The organism is Sporofaciens musculi (genome assembly GCF_009830285.1).
Taxonomy (GTDB): Bacteria; Bacillota; Clostridia; order Lachnospirales; family Lachnospiraceae; genus Sporofaciens; species Sporofaciens musculi.
Genome location: NZ_WUQX01000001.1, coordinates 2,508,777 through 2,535,391, shown reverse-complemented (window position 1 = coordinate 2,535,391; position 26,615 = coordinate 2,508,777). Strand labels below are relative to the sequence as shown.

Below are 26,615 nucleotides of genomic sequence, written 5' to 3'. Positions count from 1 at the left end.
TATGGAAATGAAACATTTTATAAAAAAGATGATTTATAGAGAACGGGCAAGTTCAGATGATTTAATAGCGTATTACAGGAGAAAGGGAATACGGATAGGCAGTAATTGTACATTTCATGCACCTAGAACGATTAAGATTGATATTACGCAGCCTTTTCTGATTAAGATTGGCAATAATGTTGAGATAACAGATTACGTAAGTATTTTATGCCATGATTTTGCGTGGAGTACATTTAAGACAGAAAAAGGTGAAATTATAGGGTCTAATGGGCCTGTACATATTGGGAATAATGTTTTTATCGGAGAAAAAAGTATTATTATGAAAGGCGTAACTGTTGGAAATAATGTTATTATAGGGGCAGGCAGCGTTGTCAAGCATGATATTCCGGATTGTACGGTTGTAGCAGGAAATCCAGCAAAAATTATTATGACGTATGACGAGTTTTATACAAAAAGGAAAAAGAATATGTTCTGGAGGCGAAAATGCTTGCGAGAGAATATTTTGATAGTAAAGGCGAGCTTCCTCCCAAAGATATATTCAGAGATTTTTTCCACTTTTTTATAGATACAATGAAAAAGACCATTTACCATGTTCATGGCAGAATATAATAAATTGGGGGGGGTAGAATTAAGGAGAAAACCCTTGAAAGTTTGAAGAAAAATGTTCCTTTATATGCCAGCTATGAAGAATTTATAAGGGATGCTTTGGAGGATAAAATTCATTAAATTTGAAAGACCATATTTTCGTGAGATTAACGCCAGTTTTTATCTCGAAAATATGGTCTTTTTTGTATATATATTTTAATTTATAGAAAAAATAATGGAAAGAAATCAGAAGAAGAGGTTGACATATGATGGGTAATATGATTAAAAAAATACCGATTCCCCTATGCGGAGTGATGCTTGGAACAGCGGCTCTGGGGAATCTGCTTCAAAGCTATTCCGAAGGAATCCGATACATCTGCGGAGGAATTGCTGGATTTTTATTCATGTTGGTTTTACTGAAGCTGCTTCTTTATCCGGAGGTAGTCAGGGAGGATTTGAAGAATCCAATCTTGGCAAGTGTTGCAGGAGCGTTTTCCATGTCTTTAATGCTCTTAAGTGTTTACTTTAAGCCATGGCTTGGGGCGGCGGCCTACGGAATCTGGCTGCTTGCCATAGGGCTTCACATCCTGTTGATTCTTTACTTTACGGTAAAATTTATTGTAAAACTGCACATGCCGAAGGTGTTTGCAAGTTATTATATTGTATACGTGGGAATTGTGACTGCATCGGTAACAGCGCCTTCTTATGAAAGAGAGGACGTGGGGAATGTAATATTCTGGTTTGGATTTATTTCCCTGATACTCCTTTTGGTACTTATCACCATTCGCTATATCAAGTACAGGGAGATTGGGGAATCGGAAAAGCCGCTTATATGTATCTATGCCGCTCCCTTCAACCTGTGTATTGTGGGTTATTTACAGTCTGTGGAGCAGAAGAATTATGAATTTTTGATGGGAATGTTTATAGTGGCCTCCATACTTTATGTCTTTGCCCTTGTGAAAGCGGTCAGCTATCTGAGACTGCCTTTTTACCCAAGCTATGCATCCTTTACTTTCCCTTTTGTAATAAGCGCAACCGCGGCAAAACAGATTATGAACGCTTTTGCGGATAGGGGAGATGTTATACCATATCTTCAGTACGTGGTATTAATTGAAACCATCATTGCAACAATATTTGTTGTGTATACGTTGATTCGATTTCTGTGGTTTTTGTCAGTAAGAACATGGAACTGCCAAAAGATGTGAAGCACTACATTTTTCGGCAGTTCTATTAACATTAAATCTACCTTTTTCTTTTTCCTCCTCATCTGGAAAATATTTTTCGCACCTTACATTGAGAAGTTTTTTTGGTCTATGTATGAGCTGAAATTTGTTTTCAGAGCTTTTTCGATTACGGGAATCGACGGTATACTCTTCGACGTTTTCAGTAACCTGCTCTTTATATTTGCAAAAGAAAAAGGAATCTCACAGTATTTGATGATATCGGACGCGCTGCTGATATTACATTCTTTGAGGATAGGCTCCGGACAAGTGAAATGAAAGGCGAACTCGTCGCATTTGTCCGAATCTGCACAGTCATCTGAGAAATGAAATACATTGGGAGTTTTCTTAAGCCTGCCGGACTTGATCAGATAAAGAAGCCTGGCAATGGTCCATCGTATGTCGGAGGGAGAAAGCTCGTCGTTGTACAGAATGATATAATGTCCGGTAGTAGGAGCGTACAGGGCCATGCCGCTTCCAGCATTGGAAAAATAATTTTCCATAAGCCCTTCCTTTCTTGCGACAAACTGCATCGAAAAAATAAAAATGGATGAATTCACGATACGGCAGAAATCATTGGAAAGGACGGGAAGGCTGTGTTCGTTAAATTCCAGCAGAGCGTCGTAAGCCGCAAATATAATATATCTGCGTTCTTCATTTGATATCTTTTCTCTTTTGAAAAAACGCATAATAGCTCCGTCTGTATAAAATGATATATGTTACCGCGCTCTTTTGATGCCGAATTTTTGCATGGCGCGTTCGATTGCGGCGAGATCTTCTTTAGGCAGGGAAGGTTCAGGTATTGCCTGCTGCCTCCTCTCCATAGCAATCTGGTATTCCCGATTCAGGATATAGCCTACGGTCGCTGCACCCTCTGGAGAATATTCGGAAATAAAACGGTATTTTTCAATAATTTTTTTTTCCGCAGGTGTGTATTCGCCAGAGGATGCGTCCAGAAGATAATTAGGCGTTATATCAAGCGCCTTGCACAGTAATTCAATGGTAGCTGCGTCGGGTCTGTTCTTGTCATTTTCCCAATCGCTGACGGAATTATGCTTTGCGTCGATTTGTTGGGCAAGCTGCTTCTGTGTGAGATTTTTTGATTTTCGGGCGTCTTTTATCTTTTCGCCAAAAGTTAGATTCATGATTTCACCTCCTGGTTAAAAGTATAACATTTTGTGTCGAAAAAGTAAATATAATTATCCGAAATAATCGAAATTATAATAATATTTGAAATTTTGGGTAGAATCATGTAGACTAGAAACAGTACAGATCATGTCGGACAGAGTTTGGTAAATATAGGGAAGGAGAGCGGACAATGAGAGTAGGAATGGGATATGACGTCCACCGTCTGGTGGAAGGAAGGGACTTGATACTGGGCGGTGTAAAGATTCCCTATGAGAAAGGGCTTTTGGGTCATTCGGATGCGGATGTGCTTCTCCATGCCATCATGGATGCCCTGCTGGGAGCGGCGGCTCTTGGGGATATCGGAAAGCATTTTCCGGATACAGACCCAGAGTATAAGGGAATCTCCAGCATCCATTTGCTTGCCCATGTGGGGAGTCTGATTGAGAAGGAGCTTTATGTAATTGGGAACATTGACGCAACCATCATCGCACAGCGTCCCAAGATGGCGCCTTATATTGAGCAGATGCGGGCAAACGTGGCCGAGACCCTAAAGCTTCATATCAATCAGGTGAATATCAAGGCGACCACAGAGGAAGGACTGGGATTTACGGGAAATGGCGAGGGAATCTCGGCGCAGGCTGTTGCATGTTTGGATACTATTGAAAATTGCAGCTATGCAGTGGGGCCTGGCGAGGAAAGATGCGCAGGCTGCAGCGGGTGTCCCCATGGAGGGAAGTGATTGTTATGGAGGAATCAATGAAGATTAGAAAACTGGAAAGTCCGAAGCACCAGGACAGCAGGAAGCTCTATGAGGAGGTATTTGATGAGGACAGCCCTTCCTTCGTGGAATACTATTATACGGAGAAGACCAGGGACAACCAAATCTATGTGGTTGAGGAGGATGGAGGAATTCGTTCCATGCTTCATCTGAATCCTTATCGGTTGTATGTGAACGGGAGTGAAAAGGAGGTAAATTACATTGTTGCGGTTGCCACCCAGAAGGAGTACCGTAAGAGAGGATATATGGCGTCTCTGTTAAAGAGGGCTCTTCAGGATATGTATAGGGCAAGGGAGTCATTTACCTTTTTAATGCCAGCCTCAGAGAGTATCTACCTGCCTTTTGATTTTAGGACTGTGTATGAACAGACAGGAAAGTTCTATGAGAAGGGAGACGAACAGGCAGAGGGCGTTACAATTACGGACGCAAAGCCTTCGGACTGTCGGGAAATTTCTGAGTCTGCCAACCGGCATCTGGCAGAAAGGTATCAGGTATTTGCCATTCGGGACGAGGCCTATTATCAGAGGCTGCTTCGGGAATACAAAAGTGACGGCGGAATCCTTAAGATTTACCGAAAAGGCGGGGAAATCGTAGATTGTCGGGGATATTATCCCGAAGAAAATGGAGAGAAGCCGAAGATTATGGTCAGAATTGTGGACGTTCGGCGCATGCTGATGTCATTGGGGCTTCGGTCGCTTACAGGAGTGTGCTTCTGTGTGACGGACCCTGTGGTGGAAGAAAATAACCGATGCATTGTGCTTACAGGGACGGAATATTCCGGCGTGATGCTGATGGACGCAGAGCGGGAGAATGCGGAAGGAACCATCGGCATTGGAGCTTTGACAAGCCTGGTTTTTGGGGCTTTGACGGTAGACGAGGTCTGTATGGAGGAGGATGTCCGCATGTCTGAGAGGATGAAGGAGGAACTAAAGAAATGGATTCCTTTGTCCAGGATTTGCTTGAATGAGACTGTCTGATTCAGAAATAATGTCCTTTTTGAAGGGATGTCGGGAAATATTTTATTTCGGTGTATACGCCGCGAAAACTTGTGTGCGGTTATATCTTAAGAAGTAAATCATATTTCCTTGGCATCCCTTCATGATATCTTTAGAATATCTTTAGATTTTCATATCACCCCTCTTAAGAATTTTTGGGTATGATGTATAACATCAAGAGAACACCAAAGAAACAAAGGAGGAGATGGGTAATGTCAGTTCAGATGCTTACACAGTATTTTACACAATATGGAGCTATCTTTGTGTTTGTAATCGTTCTACTGGAATATATGAATCTTCCAGGCTTTCCGGCGGGGGTGATTATGCCGCTGGCAGGCATCTGGGCGGCTAAGGGGGCAATCAGTTTCCCTATGGTGATGCTTATCTCGGTTGCAGCAGGTCTGCTTGGAAGCTGGATTTTGTATTTTTTTGGAAGACTTGGCGGTGATGCATTTTTCCGGTTTTATGTTAAGAAGTTTCCCAAGCAGAAGGGGTTGATTGAGAAGAATATGGAGACCCTTCGGAAAAGAGGAGCTGTGGGTGTGTTTTTGGGGAAGCTGGTGCCCATGATACGGACGCTGATTTCTATTCCGGCAGGAATGATATCAATGGATTTTGGAAGGTACACCATAAGCTCTGCGTTAGGGGTCCTGGTTTGGAACACGGTGTTTATCGGGGCAGGGTATTTTATGGGTGACGCCGCTTTTCAAGTATTCGCATAGACATTCAAAGACACAAAAAAACAGGTTGACTGCAAATGATAAAGGAGAGGACAATGAGAAAGAAGATTGGGAGATATTTGGCTTACGGCTATTTGAAGTTATTGGAGAAGACAGTACAAATTGAGTGGGAGCAGCCGGAGAATTACAAAGGCAATAACGTGGTGGGATTCTGGCATGAGGACAGCTTGGCCATGAATCTGGTGCTTAAGTCACTGACAAGGGATGCGGCGGTTTCGGTGCTGGTAACGCCGGACGACCAGGGGGAAAATATTCGTTATCTCCTTGAACAGTACGGCGGCGACGCAGTCAAAATCGGTTTTGGATTTTGCAATGCCGGTACATTAAAGGAGATTCTGGAATCCCTGAAGGATAGAAGGAGGAGTGTGGCGATTGCCATGGACGGACCCTTTGGCCCAAGGCATATTCCAAAGAAACTGACCTATTTCCTCTCAGAGAAGAGCAAAACTGAGCTGGTGGGAGTTACGGTGCGTTATTCAAGAGAAATTTCCTTATCTGGACAGTGGGATCACTGCCATATACCGCTGCCATTTTCAAAGATTACGGTGCGGTTCGACAACTATGGTGTGGCGGCGTGTCAATGTCCGCCGCGGATTCGTCTCTATCAGGATGAACGACAATATAGTATAATGGAGTTAGCATCTGGTATGGTACGCCAGAGACAGATGATGTAAATTTTATTTTTCGACATTTATATGGCATAGAAAGGAATCAGACAGTAATGGAGACAAATCAGATTAATCATGTTTTGGTTGTGGAGGATGACAAGGAAATACGTGAGGGCGTAGAGATATACTTAAGAAGCCAGGGCTACCAGGTATTTAAGGCGGCAGACGGTGTTGAAGGCCTTGAGGTCATCGAGAAGGAGGAGATTCATCTGGCGATTGTGGATGTAATGATGCCCAGGATGGATGGGATTCAGATGACCATTAAGTTAAGGGAGAAGCACGATTTTCCAGTAATCTTCCTGTCAGCAAAGTCAGAGGAGGTGGATAAGATTCTGGGACTTAACATGGGGGCAGACGACTATGTGACCAAGCCATTTACTCCTATGGAGTTGCTGGCAAGGGTGAATTCCCAGATGCGCAGATACCGGAAGTTCCTGGAGAAGCTGGGAGGCAAGGATAAGGGTGGCAATGTGCACACTATCGGGGGACTGGAGATTAACGAGGACTCTGTGGAGGCCTTCGTTGACGGGGAAGCTGTGAAGCTTACCCCCATTGAGTATAAGATACTGCTTCTGCTGATGAAGAATCCAGGAAGGGTGTTCTCTGCGGAGGAAATCTACGAACGGGTATGGAATGAGCGGGCGGTGAATACGGATACCATCATGGTTCATGTAAGAAATATAAGAGAGAAGATTGAGATCAATCCAAAAGATCCAAAATATTTGAAGGTGGTGTGGGGAGTTGGGTACAAAATTGAAAAGCAGCCGTAAATTTACGGTCATTTTAATCATTATGTCAATCGTGATACCGGCATTTTTTATGATGAACCAATACTGGAACTGGTATGTGAGCTCCGAGACGGTGGAGGAAAATGCCTGCCATGGGGTGGTGGTATCAGAGGATTTTTTAAGGACATTTCTGGATGCGGGATACATCCTCTACAATACGGAAAATGGGACGGAAAAAGATCCTGAGGAGATGAAGACGGTTCTTCGCCAGAATGGCGCAAAGATATCCTCCTATGAAAGAATCTATCCTTTTCTCGACTATCGTGTGAAGGATGAGAAGGGGAAGGATATTGCGAAAAGCACGGCGGACTCTGAACGGAACGTGACGGAGACGAACCTTTCGTCATTTGCACTGGGAATGGTGATTACCTATGATGAATATGGCGGTATAGACGTCCAGATAAAGGAAGGAAACTATAAGGCAGAGCAGAGCGTCACCTTTCGGGAGGTTATCGGTGAATATGATGATTCAGAATGGGGAGTTGAGACATATACGGAGGATACAGGCGAGTGGGTGTCAATCTATCTTGAGAAACCGAAGAACCGGACTTATATTTATGCCATGACAGCGGAAAATCTCCAGGGCTATATCGATGCTTACGGTTATACGAACTATTATGCGACAGAAGCTATGACAAATCTTGTGATCATTATGGTTCTGGTGGTGGCGGTGCTTGCGTGGCTGCTTCCGGCGCTGCCGGTATGGCAGCTTAAGGAAACGAGGATTTTACGGGCGCCATTGGAGGTTGTGACGATTTTATTCCTTATCATGGTGGAGATTCTTGATAATAATCTGTGGTGGATTGCCAACAGGTCGATGGGAACGCCAGACTTTGCTGATTTTCTCATATGGACGGTTGTATTTACCGTTACATTCTGGGCGGCGACATGCTTAAGGCAGGTGTATACATTGGGAGTAGGAGCATATTTAAAAGAGAGAACCTTGTGTGTTCGATATTGGAAGTATATCCAAAGGGCATGGATATATGTTACAGGAAAAATTAAGGGATGGATTCATTATTGTTACCATTTTATGGACCGCATTGATTTAAGCCAGAGGAATAACCGGACTATTTTCAAGATTGTGGCAGTTAATTTCATTATTTTGGCGTTGATTAGTACCATGTGGGTCGGCGGGATTTTCCTGCTGGTGATCTATTCAGGAGTGCTGTTCTGGCTGCTTCAGAAGTATTTTAATGAGCTGCAGCAAAAATACAGGATTCTTTTAAGGGCAACTGGAGAGATTGCCAAGGGGAATCTGGATGTGGAGATTACAGAGGATTTGGGGATTTTCAGCCCCTTTAAGCAGGAGATTCAGAAGATTCAGACGGGATTTAAGAAGGCTGTGGACGAGGAGGTCAAGAGCCAGCGCATGAAGACAGAGCTGATTACCAATGTCTCCCATGATTTAAAGACGCCGCTTACGGCAATTATTACCTATGTGAATCTGTTAAAGGACGAAAAGGACGAGGAGAAGCGCAAGGATTATATTGAGGTGCTTGAGAGAAAGTCGCTTAGGCTTAAGGTTCTGATTGAGGATTTGTTTGAGGTCAGCAAGGCCAGCAGTAAGAATGTGACCCTGAATATTGTGGATGTGGATGTTGTGAATCTGTTCAAGCAGGTAAAGCTTGAGTTGGAGGATAAGATTGCGGCGGCAGATTTGGATTTCAGGTGTACTTATCCAGATGAGAAGGTATCTGCCCTTCTGGACAGCCAGAAGACATACCGTGTGTTTGAAAATCTGCTGGTTAATATTGTGAAATACGCCATGCCTCATACGCGGGTTTATATTGAGATTGCGAGGGAGGGTGAAGAAGCGGTTATCAGGATGAAAAATGTGTCGGCTTTAGAGCTTAACTTTAACACGGAGGAGATTACGGAGAGATTTGTGCGCGGGGATGCGTCAAGGAATACGGAAGGGTCAGGGCTTGGGCTTGCCATTGTGAAGAACTTCGTTGAGCTGCAGAAAGGGAAGTTTAAGATTGAGACAGAGGCAGATTTGTTTAAGGTAGAGGTAAGGTTCTAAACATATGGAACGCGGCAGACGAAAGGCTTCACTGTTACTTGCCGCGTTCCATGCTTTCCATGTGCATAAATGGGTTGTTAATATTTAGAGAAAATGATAATATATAGAGATAAAATATAATTCTCATTATGTCATTATGCTTGAGGAAAGATTAGGAGATTAGAACATGAAGTCAGTTTTGACTATTGAAAAACTTATAGACTCAGCAAAAATATTTTGTGATATTGAAAGTATGGAAAATCATATCCAACTGATAGGGATAACAGATGGAAAAGCGGTTGGAACATATGTGGAGCATAAGTTTCAGCAGTTTCTTCGAGAGCGATACACCGTTGAAATAGGCAGCAGCGCGAAAGGAATTGATTTGCCAGGTTTTGGAATTGAGACAGATATAAAAGTAACATCAATTACACAGCCTCAATCAAGCTGTCCTTTCAAAAACGCCCGACAAAAAATATTTGGTTTGGGATATAATCTATTAGTATTCGTATATGACAAGCAGGATACGAAAGATTCTTGTATACTGCGTTTCACCCATTGCACATTTATTGGCAAGCAAAGGACAGCCGATTTTACCATTACAAAACGTTTACGGGAAATGGTATATGATGGAGCGAATAAAGAAGATATTATAGGTTTTTTACAGGATAAGAATGTGCCAGGGGATGAGATTATTTATAATGAGCTTGCCGATGAAATCCTTAATAATCCGCCAGAACAAGGATATTTAACCATAAGTAATGCATTACAGTGGCGGCTTCAGTATTCACGAGTGATTGGATTAGAGAATCATGTGGCAGGAGTTAGAAATTATGCGTGGTAAAAGGGAATATGGAGATTATCAGACTCCCTTGGATTTTGCCGAAAAGGTGTGTATCTATCTGAAGAATAACCGTTATATACGTCCCTCTGCAGTAGTTGAACCTACCTGTGGGATTGGGAGTTTTATTCAAAGCAGTCTGGTATTTAATGCGGAGGAGTATTACGGAATAGAAATCAATCCAGATTATTGTAAGATATGTAAAAAAAACATTCAGGATGACAGGGTGAAAATCATTAATTCTGATTTTTTTTCTTACTCATCGAAGGTGCTCATCAAAAATAAATCGCAGGTACTTGTAATTGGTAATCCTCCATGGGTGACAAACAGTACGCTGTCTGTCCTAGGTTCAGATAATTTGCCGATAAAAGGAAATTTCAAAAGGCTTAAAGGGATGGAGGCAATCACTGGAACGAGTAATTTTGATATATGTGAATATATCATTTTGCAGCTCATTCGTGAATATAGAGATTCCAATACGGTCATTTCTATGCTTTGTAAAACATCAGTTGCACGAAATGTATTTAAAGAGTTAAAGAGAAATTATATCAATTTTGAAGTGTGTGATATTCTGGAATTTGACGCGTCAAAAGTATTTGGCATTAATGCAAGTGCTTGTATTTTACTGATTCAGCTTTCAGACAGGCCGGTTTCATCAGACGTCTGCAACGTATATGATTTTGAAGCACCTGTAACTGCGAAGTCTCAGTTTGGGTATTTGAACGGACAGTTTTACAGTAAGTTTGATTCGTCAACAGAATATTTTGATGGCCGTTGTTGTTTTGAATGGCGGCAAGGGGTAAAACATGATTGTTCTAAGGTAATGGAATTGTCTTTGCGTGATGAAAGACTTGAAAATGGAAAAAAAGAATCTGTCGAAATCGAAGCAGATTATATCTTTCCTTTGGTGAAAAGCAGTATGTTTAAAGCACCTGTTATACATAATTTTTCCAAATTTGTGATTGTAACTCAAAGAAAAGCCAGAGAAGAAACAGAACATCTTGAACATGAAGTACCGAAAACATGGAGATATCTTAATGAGAATATAGAACTTTTTGAGAACAGAAAAAGTTCTATCTATCGTGGCGCACCGCCTTTTTCAATGTTCGGAGTAGGCGAGTATTCGTATTCACAATATAAAGTGGGCGTTAGCGGTTTTTATAAGCAACCCATGTTCTCTGTTTTATATTCGGAGGATAAAAAACCTGTTATGACAGACGACACAAGCTATTTTATCTGCTTTGACAGCTATGATATGGCCTATGTCGCCATGCTGTTATTGAATTCAGCCAAAGTGCAGATGTTTTTAAAAAGTATTGCTTTTCTGGATGCAAAAAGGCCGTATACAAAAAAAGTTTTAGAAAGAATCGATTTTGAAAAAATCGTGAAACGTTTATCGTTGGATGAGCTTAGCCAAACGGAACAAGAATTGCAGTTAAATCCCTATGTGACGGACGGCATGTATTGTGATTTTAAGGCAATGCTTGGGACAGGGCAATTAAGTTTTGCTTGACGATTGACAAATCCCTCATTTTCGCATATGATATAACGTACATGGCAAAGATGTTGAACGAAAAGAGTAGCAGGTCAAAAAAACCAACAGAGAGAAGCTGTCGCCGGCTGAAAGCAGCTTTCGGGGAATGGTCTGTGAAGTGCATTCGGGAGTCGATTCGGTGAAAAATGTAGATTTTGCGTAGCCGAATACGGGTTTACACACGTTACGTGTATAAGAGTGGAGGACATTTTTTCTGGAAGTCCTTTACAAGAGTGGAACCGCGGAGTGATGCTTCGTCTCTTGATGTTGATTTAAGAGACGGAGTTTTTTTGTTTTTCTCAAAAGAATGGGAATGAGGAAGGAGTGGCAGGTCTATATGGGAATACTGTCATATATCAGGCAGGAGATACGGGTGGTGCGGGAACGGGATCCGGCAATTAAGTCGAATCTGGAGGTTTTCCTGTATCCAAGCTTCAAGGCGATTCTGCATTACCGCCTGGCGCATAAATTATACTTAAAAAAGCATTATTTTCTTGCGCGCTGGATATCACAGAGAACGGTGCGTAAGACAGGAATTGAGATTCATCCCGGCGCCACCATCGGGAAGGGGCTTTTCATTGACCATGGAAGCGGCGTGATTATCGGGGAGACGGCAGAGCTTGGGGACAATGTGACGCTGTATCAGGGGGTAACCCTTGGGGGTACGGGAAAGGAGAAGGGCAAACGCCATCCCACCCTTGGGGACAACGTCATGGTAAGCGCCGGAGCAAAGGTTCTAGGTTCATTTAAAATCGGAGAGAACTCCAAGATTGGGGCCGGAAGCGTGGTGCTAAAAGAGGTGCCCCCCAACTGTACGGTAGTCGGAGTGCCGGGGCGCATTGTGAAGATGGGGGATCAGAAGATTCCGCGTATGGATATGGATCAGGTACATTTGCCGGACCCCATCAGCAACGATATCCGAGAGCTGCAGGCGGACAACATCAGGCTGCATAAGCGCCTTGTACAGATGGAGAAGCGCATGAGATGTATGAGGACACAGGAGATTGACGTGCTGGATGAGAAGGAAACGAAGCAATCAATAAGTATAGAGAAGGAGAAAAAGTGATTATGAAGCTGTACAACACATTATCTAAGAAAAAAGAAGAATTTATTCCGTTGGAGGAGGGAAAGGTTAGGATGTACGTCTGTGGGCCTACGGTTTATAACTTCATCCATATCGGAAACGCAAGGCCCATGATTGTATTTGACACAGTAAGAAGGTATTTTGAGTACAAGGGATATGACGTGAACTATGTATCAAATTTCACGGACGTGGACGACAAGATTATCAAGAAGGCCATAGAGGAGGGCGTATCTTCAGACGAGATTTCCAAGCGTTACATTGAAGAATGCAAAAAGGATATGGCGGGGATGAACGTATTGCCTGCCACCACCCATCCCCTTGCCACAGAGGAAATCGGCGGAATGATTGATATGATTGGCACGTTGATTGAAAAAGGCTATGCCTACGAGAAAAACGGCACCGTGTATTTCCGTACCCGCCAATTTAAGGATTATGGAAAATTATCCCACAAGAATTTAGACGACCTTCGCTCAGGCGAGCGTTCCCTTTTGGTGACCGGAGAGGATGAGAAGGAGGATGCGCTGGATTTCGTGTTGTGGAAGCCTAAAAAGGAGGGAGAGCCGTCCTGGGAGTCTCCCTGGAGTGACGGCCGGCCGGGCTGGCATATTGAGTGCTCTGAGATGTCCAAGAAGTATCTGGGAGAGCAGATTGACATTCATGCAGGCGGCGAGGATCTGGTGTTCCCTCATCATGAAAATGAGATTGCCCAGAGCGAGGCGGCTAATGGCAAGGAGTTTGCGAAATACTGGATGCACAATGCATTTCTGAATATAGACAACCGCAAGATGAGTAAGTCCCTTGGAAACTTCCGGACAGTCCGTGAAATCAGCAAGCAGTATGACTTACAGGTATTGCGTTTCTTCATGCTGAGCGCCCATTACAGAAGCCCGCTGAATTTCAGCGCAGAGCTGATGGAGGCTTCTAAGAATGGGTTAGAGCGTATCGTCAATGCGGCGGACAGCCTTAAGTTCTTATTGGGAAATGCAAAGACAGAAGAAATGACAGCAGAGGAGAAGGAGGCTTATGAAAAGACTCATGAGTATGTGAAAGCCTTTGAACATGCCATGGAGGATGATTTTAATACAGCGGATGCCGTGGCTTCTGTGTTTGATCTGGTAAAATACTGCAACACAACGGCAAATGCAGACAGTTCAAAAGAATATCTGCAAAAGCTTCTTAAGCTTCTGGTAAGCCTTACGGATGTGTTAGGGCTTGTTGTGGACCGGAAAGAAGAAATGCTGGATGCTGACATCGAGAAGCTGATTGAAGAACGGCAGGCGGCGCGCAAGGCAAAGGATTTTGCAAGGGGGGATGCGATTCGTGACGAGCTGCTGGAAAAAGGAATCGTTCTCAAGGATACGAGAGAGGGTGTGCAATGGAAACGGGCCTAGGGTATATGCAGGAATTATTCCAGATGAAGGAGGTGGATATCAAGGAGTATTCACCTCTTGCCTTGGCGTATATTGGGGACGCTGTCTATGAGTTGATTATCCGTTCCCTGGTGCTTGGCGAGGGGAACCGGCAGGTACAGAAGATGCATAAGAGAACCAGCTCTGTGGTACAGGCATCTGCTCAGGCGCGTATGATAACTGCCTTGAACGACCGGTTGTCACAGGAGGAGCACGCAGTATACAAGCGGGGCCGCAATGCAAAAAGTTTTTCTCCTGCAAAGAACCAGTCTGTGTCCGACTATCACAAGGCAACAGGCTTCGAGGCATTAATCGGATACCTGTATCTGAAAAAAGAATGGAAAAGGATGTTAGACCTTATAAAAGAGGGGCTGGATACGTTGGGGGTTGATGGCTTTCAGTAAAACGACGAGAGAGGTATATAAAATTAGTATGAGAAACGAAAACGAGAATCTGATTGAGGGCCGCAATGCCGTGTTGGAGGCGTTCCGGTCAGGAAAAACCATTGATAAGCTTATGGTGCTGGACGGATGCCAGGATGGGCCAGTGAGAACCATTTTAAGAGAGGCAAAGAAGCAGGATACCTTGGTGCAGTTTGTGTCTAAGGAACGCCTGACACAGATTTCTGAGACGGGAAAGCACCAGGGTGTGGTTGCATATATGGCGGCCTACGCCTACGCAGAGGTGGAGGACATGCTGGCTCTTGCCAGAGAGAAGGGGGAGGACCCTTTCCTGATTCTTTTGGATAATATCGAGGACCCTCACAATCTGGGCGCGATTATCCGTACCGCGAACCAGGCGGGGGTCCATGGCGTCATCATTCCAAAGAGACGGGCGGTGGGGCTTACGGCCACGGTGGCGAGGACTTCGGCAGGCGCTCTTAACTATACGCCTGTGGCAAAGGTTACCAACCTGACCAGAACCATGGAGGAGCTTAAGAAAGAGGGCCTGTGGTTCGTATGCGCGGATATGGGCGGCGAGCAGATGTACCGTCTGAACCTGACAGGACCGATTGGACTTGTCATCGGAAGCGAGGGGGAGGGCGTGAGCAGGCTTGTGAAGGAGAACTGCGATTTGACTGCCTCCATCCCCATGAAGGGGGATATTGATTCTCTCAATGCGTCTGTGGCAGCAGGTGTTTTGGCCTACGAGGTGGTGCGTCAGAGGCTGATGGCATAAGGGATGAGCCTGAATATTAATATGAAAAATGTTCATGATTAAGAACGGAGATATGTATGGCGAACTATGAGCAGATGACGGACGAGCAGTTGATTGGAAAGCTGCGGGGAGGCGACAGCCACATCATTGACTATATTATGGAGAAATATAAGAATCTGGTGCGCAAGGAGGCAAACGCCATGTACCTGCTTGGGGGAGAGAATGACGACTTAATTCAGGAGGGCATGATTGGTCTTTTTAAGGCTGTGCAGGATTATGATACTCAGCAGGAGACTTCCTTTTACAGTTTTGCGAAGCTTTGCATTACCAGGCAGATGTATTCGGCAATCGAGGCGTCCAAACGCAAAAAGCACAGCCCTTTGAATTCCTACATATCTCTCTATGAGTCAAGCGAGGAGCAAGGTTCCTTGATGGAGACAATGGCGGCAGGGCAGGAGAGCAATCCAGAAGAACTGCTGGTCAGCCGAGAATATGCCCAATTACTTGAGATGAAATTGGAGGAAAGCTTAAGTGACCTGGAGAATCGGGTGCTTTATCTCCATCTTTTGGGGACGGACTATCGGACGATTGCACGTTTGCTGGACAAGAGCCCAAAGACCATTGACAACGCGCTTCAGAGGATTAAGGGGAAAACGGAGAAAATATTAAGGGCAGAGAAATAAACGGTAGATAAAATTAATTTGGACTATGGAAAATTTCCTGACAGACCCTATGATAGTAAGATTGCGTGGGGAGATGATGCCAAGATTCAGAAGATTTTGAAAAAACGGAAAGAAGGATAAAAAGGGAGGCTGTTGGTAAAAAAAATACTGGCAGCTTTTTTATATGGTGTGCCTTGCGGCGCACGTTTCTAATGGGTGAAAGTCCCTAATCCGCCTTGGTAGTGGGAAGGATACAGCCAAGACCAAGGGTGACCTATTTAACAAGGATTATGATTAACGCGAGGGGAATCTGAAGGAAAGTGGCGGCAAATCTCTGGTCTGATGTAAGTAAATGAATGTAACCAATGACAGATTTAAGGACAGACAACTTCATAGTGAGGGCGATCTGCAAATGGTATCGACGGAATCGAAAGAGTATGCAGAAGTGCCCGCCTGCCAGAGGATTGCTGAAAATAACCACATCATCACAGACTTTCAGACGGACAGACTGTTGGAGAAGATTTTACAACCGGCTAATCTGAACAATGCATATAAGAAAGTAAAGTCGAACAAAGGGGGAGGAGGTATGGATGGGATGAGCGTGGATGAACTTCTGCTGTTCCTCAGAGATACCCAAAGGAAACTAATCCAGCAGTCAAAGGATGGGAAATACAAACCCAATCCAGTCCGTAGGGTAGAGATACCCAAAGAAACCAAAGGAGAATTTCGGAAACTGGGAGTACCGACAGTAGTTGACAGGGTATTTATTGAAGGAAACCGATAAATGGCTATTTGGGTGCAAATTTTAACGATAGGAATTTCTATTATATTTCTCAAGAAGTCAAAATCAAGATTCGGAAAGCATAAATTGCATTTCTGCATTTTTTGTTCCGAACAGCGAGAAATATTATTCCTTTATAATTGATAATATTCCGAAAAGTCCAGCTAAGAAATGTCAATAGCTAAAATGAAAAATGTTAAAAAGTTTTTCAGAAGCATTTGATGTAAAAAGGGTAACTTTAATAAGCCCACCCATGTGGAACTATTTAAAATTCATAAGACCTGTTAGGCTGCGTTCCGTACCTTGTCAGGCTGCGCTGCCAGATACCGCTCACAGTGTTCCTGAGGAGTGATGATCTCAAATGGTTTATTATCCCGGAGCATGGCAAAAATGATATTGCAGATTTTATGCATGACAGCCCCGACAGCCACGTTTTTCTTCTTGCTTTTGCATTTGTCGGTATAATAGCCGTGGATAACTGGATTTACTGGTGTTTTTGTCCCTTTATCCACCTTAAGATTATTGATAGCCACCATATGCAGGATACGCCTGGCAAGGCTAGAACCCCTCTTGGACATGTGGACTTTATCCCCATTGAACTTGCCGGATTGCTTCACGGCAGGATCCAAGCCGAAGTAAGCATAAAGCTTCTTTGGGGAAGAAAACAGGTCAAAGGAGCCCATTTCAGCGATCAGGACGGCTGCACTGAGAAAACCGACACCACGCAGGGACTGGAGAAGGAAGATACGGTCATAAACCGGCGTCCCTTCCAGCTTATCAACAGCCTTATGCAGGTCCTCAAGTATATTGTCCAGATGCTCCTGGTATTCCCGGTAGGTTTTGATATACAGCCGGATCCGGAGTGCACTGCTTTGAAGCGCACGTCCGAAAACAGCGGCGTCCTTTGCGGCAGCACGTATGGCATCATATTTGGAAACGGCATATTTTTCACCGAAACGTGCGGTTTTGCGTATGGTTTCCACAAGTATGTCTTTTGGGGCGGCAAGCATGTCTGCGGCAAGGGGGTAAGCTTCCAGGAGCTTTAAGGAAGTTTGGGTAGTGACCTTGCTAAACACTTTCCGGTATGCGGGAAAGGACACTTTCAGTTCCGCCGTGAGCTTCAGTACGACAGCGGACTGCAGGTCCTTGAAGTAATAGTAGTCCCGTACCAGGTTGCGCAGGTCAATGACCTCATCATCTGGTATGATGGAAGTCTTCAGGGAAGCATCCAGGCCGACTTTGGCAGCTTTTTTTGAATCAAATTTATCATTATGCAGTTTCCTAACGTTCATATTTGTGCTATTCTTAGTGATGATAGGATTAATGACTGAGCAGTCAAACCCCTTATCACGAAGGAAGTACAGGAGCGGGATGTGGTAGATCCCGGTGGACTCAAGGAAGCAGCGGCTTTCGAGGGAATACATCTCTTGTGCTTCCTTTATTTTTGCGACAGCTTGCTCACGGGACTGCGGATCAGAATGAATGATCTTAAAAGGTTTTCCAGAGAGAATGCCATTGGGCAGCATGATGGACATCCAGGTGAAGTCTGCGCCGACATCAAGCCCGACTGAGAGATAAGGGATGCTTTCAAGCATCATAAGTACTTTTGGTATTTCATGGTTTTATCCTTTCAGGCAGGTATCCATTTCCAGAGGGCGGATACACAACCTAGCGGTTTATACAGGTATAGCCTGGGGCTTCCCAACCAGCCAAAACATAAATCACCACCGAATGGACTGACAGACTTTCTAAGAGGTTTCACCAGCCGGAAGGCCAGTTCCCAAGGAGGCGTCGTCAATGATCCTGCCTCCAGTGATTATACCTCTATGTTTTGTCTGGTGCATTAAGGAAACCTCAGACAGGGTAAATAATGTTGCCTTATAACTTCTGATGGAGGGGGAACTCCTCCTTCTGTTATATCTATATAGATTTATTAGATTGGACTTTGTAACTATTAACCAGTGGTCATTCTTGACTACACCATTATTATACTAGGGGGTATAATGTTTTGGGAAGTGAGGGTTATTATTTATGTATATGACAGTAAAACAGGCTGCAGAGAAATGGGGGATTTCTGACAGGCGTGTGCGCATATTATGCGCAGAAGGAAAAGTTTTTGGTGTCACCCGTGAAGGGCGTAGTTGGATGATTCCAGTAGATGCAAGAAAACCAGAAGATGGGCGGTTTAAAGCAACAGAAAGTTTACTGACGGCTATAGAAAGGAAGAAAAGAGAACTGGATAACAGACGTCCACTGACAGAAGGAGAATTGGAACGTCTGACAGAGGAGTTTATTGTTGAGTACACCTATAATTCCAATGCGATTGAGGGAAATACTCTGACTCTGCGTGAGACGGATATGGTTTTACGTGGTCTGACGATCGACAGGAAGCCGTTAAAAGAGCATATGGAGGCAGTCGGGCATAAAGAGGCATTTGATTTTGTGCGGGATTTAGTAAAAGAGCAGATGCCTTTATCGGAAAGTATCATCAAGCAGGTTCATTATCTTGTATTGGCGGATAAACGGGAGGATCGTGGGGTTTACAGAAGAATTCCCGTCAGGATTATGGGTGCGAAACATGAACCGGTACAGCCATATCTGATCCAGCCTAAGATGGAACAGTTGCTGGGGGTTTATAGAAATAGTGCGGAGCATGTTATTACCAGGCGGAACTGGATGAAAAAGAGAGCCACCGGAAACATAAAATGATGGTCAACCGGACATTGAGCATAGGGATACTGAAAAATGACCTCATCTATATATTACTGGAAACGGACAGGCAGAAACAGGACAGGCTGTTCCAGCAGATCTATGAAGACATCCGTAAAAATCTTGTTCCCGTAAGGCCAGACCGTCATTACCATCGGACAAAAGGGCAGCTTGCGGGAAAATATTCAAACACGCATAAAAGAGCTTACTAAACAATAGTGGAATTACGGGATGCGTGGAAGAACTATGTGATAAATACAGTAAAATGACATAGCTATGAGGATATCATATCCAAAGCAATGCCGAATATCTTTACCCTATATAGCGGTGTAATGATATCCGGCATTGTTCTTTTTCTTAAATTAATGACATTGTGATTTTAGGGTATTTGCAGTAAATGTAAAAATAGATTGCACCCACGCAAAAATTGTATCAATCTGGACATGCAATATGGCTTGCGTACCACAATTTGATACAATGCACCCAAGCGTGAGTTTGGGTGCAAATTTTAACGATAGGAATTTTAGGCATCTATCGGAAAAATATCCGCAGGCGTATGAAAATATCACAACACAAAGGTCAAGCAGGCTGATTTTTTTTGTATATCAGTGGTGGCATTCCATAATATTTCTTGAAAGTTTCGCAGTAATAGCTTGCCCCGCTAAAACCGTATTCATAGGCTATGTCAGCGATGCTGCTGTTTGAGTCAAGCAGCGTGGAAAGGCTTTTCCGCAGCCTGAGCTTCGTGGTATAAGTGATAGGAGTATCGCGCAGATACTTTTTAAAGAGCAGGGAACATTTACTTTTACAGCAGGCGCCGGACAGGGCAATATCTGCCAGAGTGATGTGTTCCATGTAGTGTTCCTCTATGTAGGTCATCATGCTTCTGAGGGAAGACAGGTCGGTAGATTCCGGTTTCCGGGTCTGGCTTCCAATATCAAGATTTTCATACAATATTTTCATGAGCATAAAATAATCTTCCATCAATTCAAAATAGGATAGCGGTTCTGCGGGGACTTTGCCAAAAGAATCATAAATCTCATCCAGCTTTTCCATAACGGATGACATCCAGCCATTACGGCTAAGATACAGGTAAGGATATGCTGAATTTTCAGTGACAGCCTCAATATAGTTCTGATAAAACCAATCGTTCACCTGCAATAATTCCGGGGAGAGCAGGATGCAGACAAATTCACATTCGTTATGTTCTGCAGAAAAGCCATAATGGAGCTGATAGCTGTTTACCATGATCCCGCTGCCTTCCTCCAGTTCAATCAGCCGGCCGTTTACATTATAGGTCATAGTTCCCCTTTTTATCAGAATAAACTCCAGATCCTTGTGCCAGTGACTGACGGAAGAATAGTCCGGATAGGAGGAAAGGAGTCCATATACCACATAGGCGGGGAACAGAGGGTTATTATATGCAACCGTTTCAGAAGAATCCGAATTGAACACGGAGCAGTATTTTGTGTTGTTATCCATAAAATCACCTCATAAATGGAAGATTGTTATATAAAAATAGAGGATACTGGATGATTTTAATGCAAAAACCTGATATTGTCAAACAATAGAATCCTCGATTCGCGAGTCTTCTATTGTCATGAATAAAAAAATATCAGGCGGATGGAAAGATGAAAGAGAAAAAATCGTATGATTTTACAAAAAAGCTGTTGACGCTTGTGTTTCCCATTGCTTTCCAGCAGTTCATGCTGGCGCTGGTCAGTGCGTCTGACGCACTTATGCTCGGTATGCTGACGCAGGATTCCCTGTCGGCGGTATCCCTTGCAGGCCAGGTTACATTTGTTGAAAATTTATTTCTCATGGCCATGACGATAGGGCTTTCCATGTTCGCTGCCCAGTATTGGGGCAAGGGAGATAAAGTGGCCGTTGAACGGATTTTTGCCTATGTCATGAAAGTTACCGCAGCTGTTTCGTTTTTGTTTTTCCTTGCGGGAATGTGCGTTCCGGGATCTTTAATGCGTGTATTTACCAACGAGCTGCCACTGATTGAAGGCGGCAGGGTTTACCTGCGGACGGTCTCCCTGGCGTTCTTGCTGACAGGTATCTCACAGGTGTATCTCTGCATATTGAAGAACACGGGCAAAGCGGCAAAATCCAGCGTGATCAGTTCTGTAAGTGTGGTGGTCAATATCATATTGAACGCAATCCTTATCTTTGGCTGGTTCGGATTACCCCAAATGGGAATTGCGGGTGCGGCGCTGGCCACGGTGATTGCCAGAGTGATAGAGGTGGCGTGGTGTATTTTTGAAACCGTAAAAAAAGACAGCGCTAAGCTGAGGGTATGCCACATCATGCACAATGACAAACGATTGCGGCACGATTATTGGAAATATTCTTCTCCCGTTCTTGGCAACGAGATTGTCTGGGGCGTGGGCTTTACCATGTATTCCGTTATCATGGGGCATCTTGGGTCGGACGCCGTCGCGGCCAATTCGATTGCCAATATTGTGAAAAACCTTGTTGCCTGCTTCTGCCTGGGACTTGGGAGCGGCGGAGGGATCATGGTTGGCAATGAACTGGGCGCTGGCAGGCTGGATAAGGCAAAAGAATATGGAGGCAGGCTGTGCAGATTGTCTGTCCTGTGCGGTGTAGCATCAGGAATCGTGTTGCTTGCCTTAAGTCCTCTGATACTCACGGTAACGGATTTAAGTGTTACTGCAAATGCATATCTCAAATGGATGCTTGTCATGTGTTCCTGCTACATGGTGGGAAATTCCGTGAACGGGACGACAATTGCAGGTATTTTTTGTGCAGGAGGGGATTCCAGATTCGGTTTTCTATGTGATACAGTGACCATGTGGTGTATCACCGTGCCGCTTGGATTTCTGACGGCATTTATGCTGAAACTTCCAGTGCTGGCTGTATATTTTATTGTCAATCTGGATGAGATCGTAAAGCTTCCGGCAGTGTACCGTCATTATAAAAAATATAAATGGGTCAAAGACCTTACGGTGTATGATGGGGCGGAATGAAAATTTAAAAAAGGATACAGATTGGAATTGTGGTAATATAAAACAGCGAAAACGGAGGATAAAGAAAATGACAGAACAGGAAAAAATGAAGAACGGCTATTTATGGGGTGATGACGAGGAGAATATGGCACTGCAGGCACACGCAAAAAAACTTGTGCAGCAGTTCAACGCATTACCGCCGGAGGACATGGACGGACGGGCTGCCCTCCTTCCTAAACTGTTTGGAGAGGTCGGGAAAAATGTCTGGATTGTGCCGCCGCTTACGGCTGCGGTTGGTAAATATGTTTCGATTGGGGACGGCACTTATGCAAACATGAACCTGACCTTGATTGATGACTGGAAAATTACAATAGGGAAAAATGTCCTGATTGGTCCTAATGTGACGTTGTGTACAACAGGGCATCCCGTTCATCCGAAGCACCGGGCAGATGGTATGTATTCCTTCCCTGTCACGATTGGCGATAATGTGTGGATCGGTGCAAACGTGGTTGTCCTGCCGGGGGTTACAATCGGGGAAAATTCTGTAATCGGGGCGGGGTCAGTCGTGACAAAGGATATACCGGCAAATGTGATAGCATTCGGTAGTCCCTGTAAGGTATACAGAGAAATCAATGAGCATGACGAGGAATATTATTTTAAAGACAGGCGGTTCGACAACCAGCCGGAGAAGTAATGCAGGGAGGATGATTGAAAATGGACATGACGAACAGACAGCGCCGGGATGCAGGCATGGCGTATATTTCAGATGATACGATTTTTGAGGAACAGCTTGTATGCAGGAAAATTTTACAGAAACTGAATTTTATGGACCGTTCGGATTTTGCGGGAATCAAGGAGACATTGAAGGAACTTTTCGGGAAATCTGAGGACGCTTTTGTGAACCCGCCGTTCTACTGCGATTATGGGAAGCACATCGAAGTGGGAAAGAATTTTTTTGCAAATTATAACTGTACGCTTTTAGACGTGGCAAAAATCAAGATAGGCGATAACTGCCAGATGGCTCCCAATGTGGCGATCTACACGGCGGGGCATCCGATCCATCCGGTCAGCCGCAATTCGGCATATGAATATGGCAGGGAAGTGACGGTAGGGGATAACGTATGGTTCGGGGGAAACACGGTGGTATGCCCCGGTGTACACATAGGGGATAACGTGGTGATCGGTGCCGGCAGCGTGGTGACAAGAGACATCCCGGACTGGTGTATCGCGGCAGGCAATCCATGCAGGGTTATCCGGAAGATTACGGAAAAGGACAGACGGAAACTTTTCCGTGACGAGGAGATAGACGGGGAGGCATGGCAGGATATCCTGGAGCGGATGGAATTTTAGACTGAAAGGGCGGAAGGATATGTTTGCAGATTATCATGTACATACAGAATTTAGCGACGATTCGGTATATCCGATGGAGCAGGTTGTCAGGGATGCCATAGCCGGGGGAATGGATGAGATCTGTTTTACAGACCATGTGGATTATGGCGTTAAGCAGGATTGGGACTGTGGGAAGCCAATATTGTATCGGGGAGAGGAACCGCTTGCCAATGTGGATTATCCGGTATATATTGCCAGGATTAAAGAATTGCAGGAAAAATACAGGGAGAAAATTCGGATAAAGATTGGAATTGAGTTTGGTATGCAGGTACATACCATTCCGTTATACAGGGCACTGTTTCACAAATATCCTTTTGATTTTGTGATTCTGTCTGTTCATCAGGTGGATGACCAGGAATTTTGGACACAGGATTTTCAGAGAGGGAAAAGCCAGAAGGAATATAATGGGAAATATTATGAGGAAATGCTGAACGTCATAAGGAAATATCGGGATTACAGTGTGTTAGGGCATATGGATCTTATTGCACGGTATGATGAGAAAGGCGAATATCCGTTTGAAAAAGTAAAACCGGTTATTTCAGAGATACTGCGGACCGTGATTTCGGATGGCGGGGGAATAGAGTTCAATACATCATACCACCGGTATGGGCTGAAAAATACAACACCGTCTGTAAATATATTAAAGCTGTACCGGGAGCTGGGAGGCGAAATCATCACGATTGGCAGTGACAGCCACAAGGCGGAACATTTAGGGGCTTATATCAAGGAGGCCGGACATCTGCTGAAAGAGCTGGGATTTCAGTATTTCTGCACCTATGAAAAACAGCAGCCGATATTTCACGGATTATAAATTGGTTTTGGGAAATGGATGAAACAGATGGAAGACTGACGGCAGACTGGCAGTTTTTGTTCAGGGAGGGAATATGACAGAAAGGGAACGTATGATTTCAGGGAAGCTATATAATCCGTATATGATTTCTGATAACCCGTGGGCGGAAATAAGGGCCGCCTGCAAAAAATTTAATGAATCTGATTTTTGGAGTGACAGAAGTGCATTAGATGAATTGAAAGGGCATTTTGCAGAGGCTGGAGAAGATATGGTCCTTACGCCTCCATTTTATTGTGATCATGGGGATAAGATTTATTTTGGAAAACATTTTTATGCGAATACAGGACTGACGATTCTGGATGAAAATGCAGTGATTTTTGGAGATGATGTATTTCTTGGACCGCATGTCAGCATTTATACGGCGGGGCATCCGCTTTCCGTTGAAGTGAGAAATCTGGAACTGGAATATGCAAGGGCGGTTAAAATTGGTGACAGTGTCTGGATTGGGGGAAATGTCGCTATTAATCCGGGCGTAACGATAGGGGATGATGTTGTAATCGGCTCTGGGTCAGTGGTAACAAAGGATATTCCCAACCACGTCATAGCGGCAGGGGTTCCGTGTAAAGTGATAAGGGAAATTACGGAAGACGATATTATTTTTTGGAGGAAAGAGTTAGAAGGATATCAAAATGATGTGGCTTCCAGACAGAATGGGTTAATAGAAAATGCTTGACGGCAATTATTATAATTATTATAATAAATATTATAATAATGTGGGGAGGCGATATTTATGATGGATTCTGCCGGCGTAAAAAGGCAGAATATGGATTTGATCCGCCGTCTTTTGTGGCGGGGAAAACAGCTTACAAAACTGGAAATTTCTAAGAGAACAGGCTTAAGTGTTGCTACTTGTAATACCCTTTTGAATGAATTGGAAAAAAATGGTGAGGTTTTAGGTGAGAAGTCGCAGATTAACGGTGTTGGACGCGCTTCTGTTATTTACCAATACAATGAAGGATTTGAGAGCTATATCTGTGTTAGTTACCAGATGATTGCAGGAGTTAAGACTGTCAGGGTGGCTGTTACTTCCCCACTGGGGAATATTTTAGGGCATTATGAAAGGGATTTCCGGCATCTGGATTATATGGCTATTGAAGGAATGATTGAAAAGGCATTGAAAAAGCATATGAATGCCGCAATGATTTTAGTGGGCACGCCAAGCATAGCGGAAAATGGAATTGTCCGTCACTGTGATATAGCAGAGATGGAGGAGGTACCGCTGGTTCAGCTTTTGGAGCAGAGATTTGGGCTTCCGGTCCATATGGAGAATGATATCCATTATAAAGCCTACGGGTATTATAAAAAGGAGGGGAGGGAGGATGACATTGTTACCCTCTGCTTTTTTCCGGCAAATGTTTTGCCGGGGACGGCCAGCGTTTATCATGGAACGGTTCTGAAAGGAAATAACCAGTTTGCGGGCATGGTCGGCTTTCTTCCTTATGAATTTGACAGGAAAGAGGAATTAAGGCTGTTATCCCCGGAAACGGCACTGCCGATCATCGTAAAGGCAGTGACTTCTTTAATTGTGGCAGTAAATCCTTCCAGCATTCTTTTAGCGGGGGATCTGTTAGATGAGGAAAAGGCAGAACAGGTTTATTTGGGCTGCTTAAAATGGATTCCAAAAGAATATATGCCGGATTTCTGTTATACGGATGATATTGATTTATATTACCAGGAGGGTATGTACCAGAAAGCCCTTGACCAGAAAGGAGTTTTATAAATGACAGAGAAAGAGAAGAGATCACGGGGAGAGCTGTATGACGCAAATTATAACCCGGAGATTGGGAAAGAACTGCTGGAATGTAAGGATAAGTGCTTCCGATACAATCAGATACTGCCATCCCATGAGGAAGAACGGCATACGGCAATGGAAGCTATACTTGGGAAAACCGGGAAGCAATTTACCATCAATGCCCCATTCTGGTGCGACTTTGGCTATAATATTGAAGTTGGCGAGAATTTCTATGCCAATCATGGGTGCGTGATTCTGGATGGTGCAAAGGTAACATTTGGGGATAATGTATTTGTGGCTCCAAACTGTGGTTTCCATACTGCCGGCCATCCTCTGGATATTGAACAGAGGAACCAGGGGCTGGAATATGCTTATCCGATCACGATTGGCGATAATGTCTGGATTGGGGCGGGCGTGACAGTGCTTCCTGGTGTGACCATTGGAAATAATGCGGTTATTGGGGCGGGAAGCGTGGTAAACAGGGATATTCCGGATGGAGTGGTTGCGGCAGGTAATCCGTGCAGGGTAATCCGCAGAATAACGGATGAGGACAGGGAAAAATACAAGATCAGGCATTGATTGGGAGG

General features: G+C 44.1%; 29 protein-coding genes and 1 other annotated feature. Of the genes, 25 read left to right on the top strand and 4 right to left on the bottom strand.

Annotated features, from left to right (window positions below):
- Nucleotide 1: 1 nt before the first annotated feature.
- Nucleotides 2-565 carry an acyltransferase gene (locus GN277_RS12625; RefSeq protein WP_204162743.1) on the top strand — a complete coding sequence of 188 codons (564 nt, stop codon included), beginning with the start codon at nt 2-4 and terminating at the stop codon, nt 563-565.
- 289 nt (nt 566-854) lie between these two features.
- Nucleotides 855-1,790: a TDT family transporter gene (locus GN277_RS12620; protein ID WP_159756714.1), complete on the top strand. Its 936-nt coding sequence runs from the start codon at nt 855-857 to the stop codon at nt 1,788-1,790.
- Nucleotides 1,791-1,873: 83 nt separating this feature from the next.
- Here the strand turns inward: GN277_RS12620 and GN277_RS12615 are convergent, their stop codons facing one another.
- Together GN277_RS12615 and GN277_RS12610 are read right to left on the bottom strand one after the other, a co-directional pair.
- Nucleotides 1,874-2,494, bottom strand: a complete 621-nt coding sequence (locus GN277_RS12615; protein ID WP_159751363.1) for a hypothetical protein — start codon at nt 2,492-2,494, stop codon at nt 1,874-1,876.
- 30 nt (nt 2,495-2,524) lie between these two features.
- Nucleotides 2,525-2,950, bottom strand: coding sequence for a helix-turn-helix domain-containing protein (locus GN277_RS12610; RefSeq protein WP_159751362.1), 426 nt, complete (start codon nt 2,948-2,950; stop codon nt 2,525-2,527).
- A gap of 173 nt (nt 2,951-3,123) precedes the next feature.
- Between GN277_RS12610 and ispF the strand changes: the two genes are divergently transcribed.
- The 14 genes from ispF (at nt 3,124) to GN277_RS12535 (ending at nt 16,379) form a co-directional block, all read left to right on the top strand.
- On the top strand, nt 3,124-3,672 hold the full coding sequence (gene ispF / locus GN277_RS12605) for a 2-C-methyl-D-erythritol 2,4-cyclodiphosphate synthase (protein ID WP_159751361.1): 549 nt from the start codon (nt 3,124-3,126) through the stop codon (nt 3,670-3,672).
- Nucleotides 3,673-3,689: 17 nt separating this feature from the next.
- Complete coding sequence (locus GN277_RS12600) at nt 3,690-4,688, top strand: GNAT family N-acetyltransferase (protein ID WP_159751360.1); 999 nt, start codon at nt 3,690-3,692, stop codon at nt 4,686-4,688.
- A gap of 230 nt (nt 4,689-4,918) precedes the next feature.
- A complete protein-coding gene (locus GN277_RS12595; RefSeq protein ID WP_159751359.1) occupies nt 4,919-5,428 on the top strand; it encodes a DedA family protein in 510 nt (169 codons plus the stop codon).
- A 53-nt stretch (nt 5,429-5,481) separates the two neighbouring features.
- A complete protein-coding gene (locus GN277_RS12590; RefSeq protein ID WP_159751358.1) occupies nt 5,482-6,120 on the top strand; it encodes a lysophospholipid acyltransferase family protein in 639 nt (212 codons plus the stop codon).
- Between the two features lie 47 nt (nt 6,121-6,167).
- A complete protein-coding gene (locus tag GN277_RS12585) occupies nt 6,168-6,884 on the top strand; it encodes a response regulator transcription factor (RefSeq protein ID WP_159751357.1) in 717 nt (238 codons plus the stop codon).
- Nucleotides 6,856-8,928 (top strand): sensor histidine kinase, encoded by a 2,073-nt coding sequence (locus GN277_RS12580; protein WP_159751356.1) that lies wholly within the window; start codon nt 6,856-6,858, stop codon nt 8,926-8,928. The genes GN277_RS12585 and GN277_RS12580 overlap by 29 nt, the downstream gene beginning before the upstream one ends.
- Nucleotides 8,929-9,094: 166 nt before the next feature.
- Nucleotides 9,095-9,751, top strand: coding sequence for a type II restriction-modification system restriction endonuclease (locus GN277_RS12575; RefSeq protein ID WP_159751355.1), 657 nt, complete (start codon nt 9,095-9,097; stop codon nt 9,749-9,751).
- Entirely contained in the window at nt 9,741-11,261 is a 1,521-nt protein-coding gene (locus GN277_RS12570; protein WP_159751354.1) for an N-6 DNA methylase, read from the top strand. Before GN277_RS12575 ends, GN277_RS12570 begins: the two co-directional genes overlap by 11 nt.
- Nucleotides 11,262-11,305: 44 nt before the next feature.
- Nucleotides 11,306-11,547, top strand: a binding site (T-box leader).
- A gap of 72 nt (nt 11,548-11,619) precedes the next feature.
- A complete protein-coding gene (gene epsC, locus GN277_RS12565) occupies nt 11,620-12,348 on the top strand; it encodes a serine O-acetyltransferase EpsC (protein WP_159756712.1) in 729 nt (242 codons plus the stop codon).
- Nucleotides 12,349-12,350: 2 nt separating this feature from the next.
- Entirely contained in the window at nt 12,351-13,757 is a 1,407-nt protein-coding gene (cysS, locus tag GN277_RS12560) for a cysteine--tRNA ligase (RefSeq protein ID WP_159751353.1), read from the top strand.
- Nucleotides 13,742-14,179: a Mini-ribonuclease 3 gene (locus GN277_RS12555; RefSeq protein ID WP_244324697.1), complete on the top strand. Its 438-nt coding sequence runs from the start codon at nt 13,742-13,744 to the stop codon at nt 14,177-14,179. The genes cysS and GN277_RS12555 overlap by 16 nt, the downstream gene beginning before the upstream one ends.
- Nucleotides 14,180-14,207: 28 nt before the next feature.
- The gene (rlmB, locus tag GN277_RS12550) at nt 14,208-14,954 is read left to right on the top strand and encodes a 23S rRNA (guanosine(2251)-2'-O)-methyltransferase RlmB (RefSeq protein WP_159751352.1); all 747 of its coding nucleotides are present in this window, start codon (nt 14,208-14,210) and stop codon (nt 14,952-14,954) included.
- Between the two features lie 56 nt (nt 14,955-15,010).
- Nucleotides 15,011-15,616, top strand: a complete 606-nt coding sequence (gene sigH, locus GN277_RS12545; protein ID WP_159751351.1) for an RNA polymerase sporulation sigma factor SigH — start codon at nt 15,011-15,013, stop codon at nt 15,614-15,616.
- A gap of 331 nt (nt 15,617-15,947) precedes the next feature.
- The gene (locus GN277_RS12535) at nt 15,948-16,379 is read left to right on the top strand and encodes a reverse transcriptase family protein (RefSeq protein ID WP_159751350.1); all 432 of its coding nucleotides are present in this window, start codon (nt 15,948-15,950) and stop codon (nt 16,377-16,379) included.
- A 281-nt stretch (nt 16,380-16,660) separates the two neighbouring features.
- Here GN277_RS12535 and GN277_RS12530 read toward each other — a convergent pair whose 3' ends face one another.
- The gene (locus GN277_RS12530; RefSeq protein ID WP_159750368.1) at nt 16,661-17,974 is read right to left on the bottom strand and encodes an IS110 family RNA-guided transposase; all 1,314 of its coding nucleotides are present in this window, start codon (nt 17,972-17,974) and stop codon (nt 16,661-16,663) included.
- Nucleotides 17,975-18,407: 433 nt separating this feature from the next.
- Between GN277_RS12530 and GN277_RS12525 the strand changes: the two genes are divergently transcribed.
- Both GN277_RS12525 and GN277_RS12520 read left to right on the top strand, forming a co-directional pair.
- Complete coding sequence (locus GN277_RS12525) at nt 18,408-19,085, top strand: helix-turn-helix domain-containing protein (protein WP_159751349.1); 678 nt, start codon at nt 18,408-18,410, stop codon at nt 19,083-19,085.
- Nucleotides 19,082-19,297, top strand: coding sequence for a hypothetical protein (locus tag GN277_RS12520; protein WP_204162742.1), 216 nt, complete (start codon nt 19,082-19,084; stop codon nt 19,295-19,297). The genes GN277_RS12525 and GN277_RS12520 overlap by 4 nt, the downstream gene beginning before the upstream one ends.
- A 367-nt stretch (nt 19,298-19,664) precedes the next feature.
- Here GN277_RS12520 and GN277_RS12515 read toward each other — a convergent pair whose 3' ends face one another.
- Nucleotides 19,665-20,567, bottom strand: a complete 903-nt coding sequence (locus GN277_RS12515; RefSeq protein ID WP_159751348.1) for an AraC family transcriptional regulator — start codon at nt 20,565-20,567, stop codon at nt 19,665-19,667.
- A 149-nt stretch (nt 20,568-20,716) separates the two neighbouring features.
- Between GN277_RS12515 and GN277_RS12510 the strand changes: the two genes are divergently transcribed.
- The 7 genes from GN277_RS12510 (at nt 20,717) to GN277_RS12480 (ending at nt 26,607) form a co-directional block, all read left to right on the top strand.
- On the top strand, nt 20,717-22,078 hold the full coding sequence (locus tag GN277_RS12510; RefSeq protein WP_159751347.1) for an MATE family efflux transporter: 1,362 nt from the start codon (nt 20,717-20,719) through the stop codon (nt 22,076-22,078).
- A 67-nt stretch (nt 22,079-22,145) separates the two neighbouring features.
- On the top strand, nt 22,146-22,751 hold the full coding sequence (locus tag GN277_RS12505) for a sugar O-acetyltransferase (RefSeq protein WP_159751346.1): 606 nt from the start codon (nt 22,146-22,148) through the stop codon (nt 22,749-22,751).
- 26 nt (nt 22,752-22,777) lie between these two features.
- Complete coding sequence (locus GN277_RS12500) at nt 22,778-23,407, top strand: sugar O-acetyltransferase (protein WP_204162827.1); 630 nt, start codon at nt 22,778-22,780, stop codon at nt 23,405-23,407.
- A gap of 19 nt (nt 23,408-23,426) precedes the next feature.
- Nucleotides 23,427-24,257 carry a histidinol-phosphatase HisJ family protein gene (locus tag GN277_RS12495; protein WP_159751344.1) on the top strand — a complete coding sequence of 277 codons (831 nt, stop codon included), beginning with the start codon at nt 23,427-23,429 and terminating at the stop codon, nt 24,255-24,257.
- A 73-nt stretch (nt 24,258-24,330) separates the two neighbouring features.
- Entirely contained in the window at nt 24,331-24,969 is a 639-nt protein-coding gene (locus GN277_RS12490; RefSeq protein WP_204162741.1) for a sugar O-acetyltransferase, read from the top strand.
- Between the two features lie 57 nt (nt 24,970-25,026).
- A complete protein-coding gene (locus GN277_RS12485; protein WP_159751343.1) occupies nt 25,027-26,016 on the top strand; it encodes an ROK family transcriptional regulator in 990 nt (329 codons plus the stop codon).
- Nucleotides 26,017-26,607: a sugar O-acetyltransferase gene (locus GN277_RS12480; RefSeq protein ID WP_159751342.1), complete on the top strand. Its 591-nt coding sequence runs from the start codon at nt 26,017-26,019 to the stop codon at nt 26,605-26,607.
- Nucleotides 26,608-26,615: the final 8 nt, after the last annotated feature.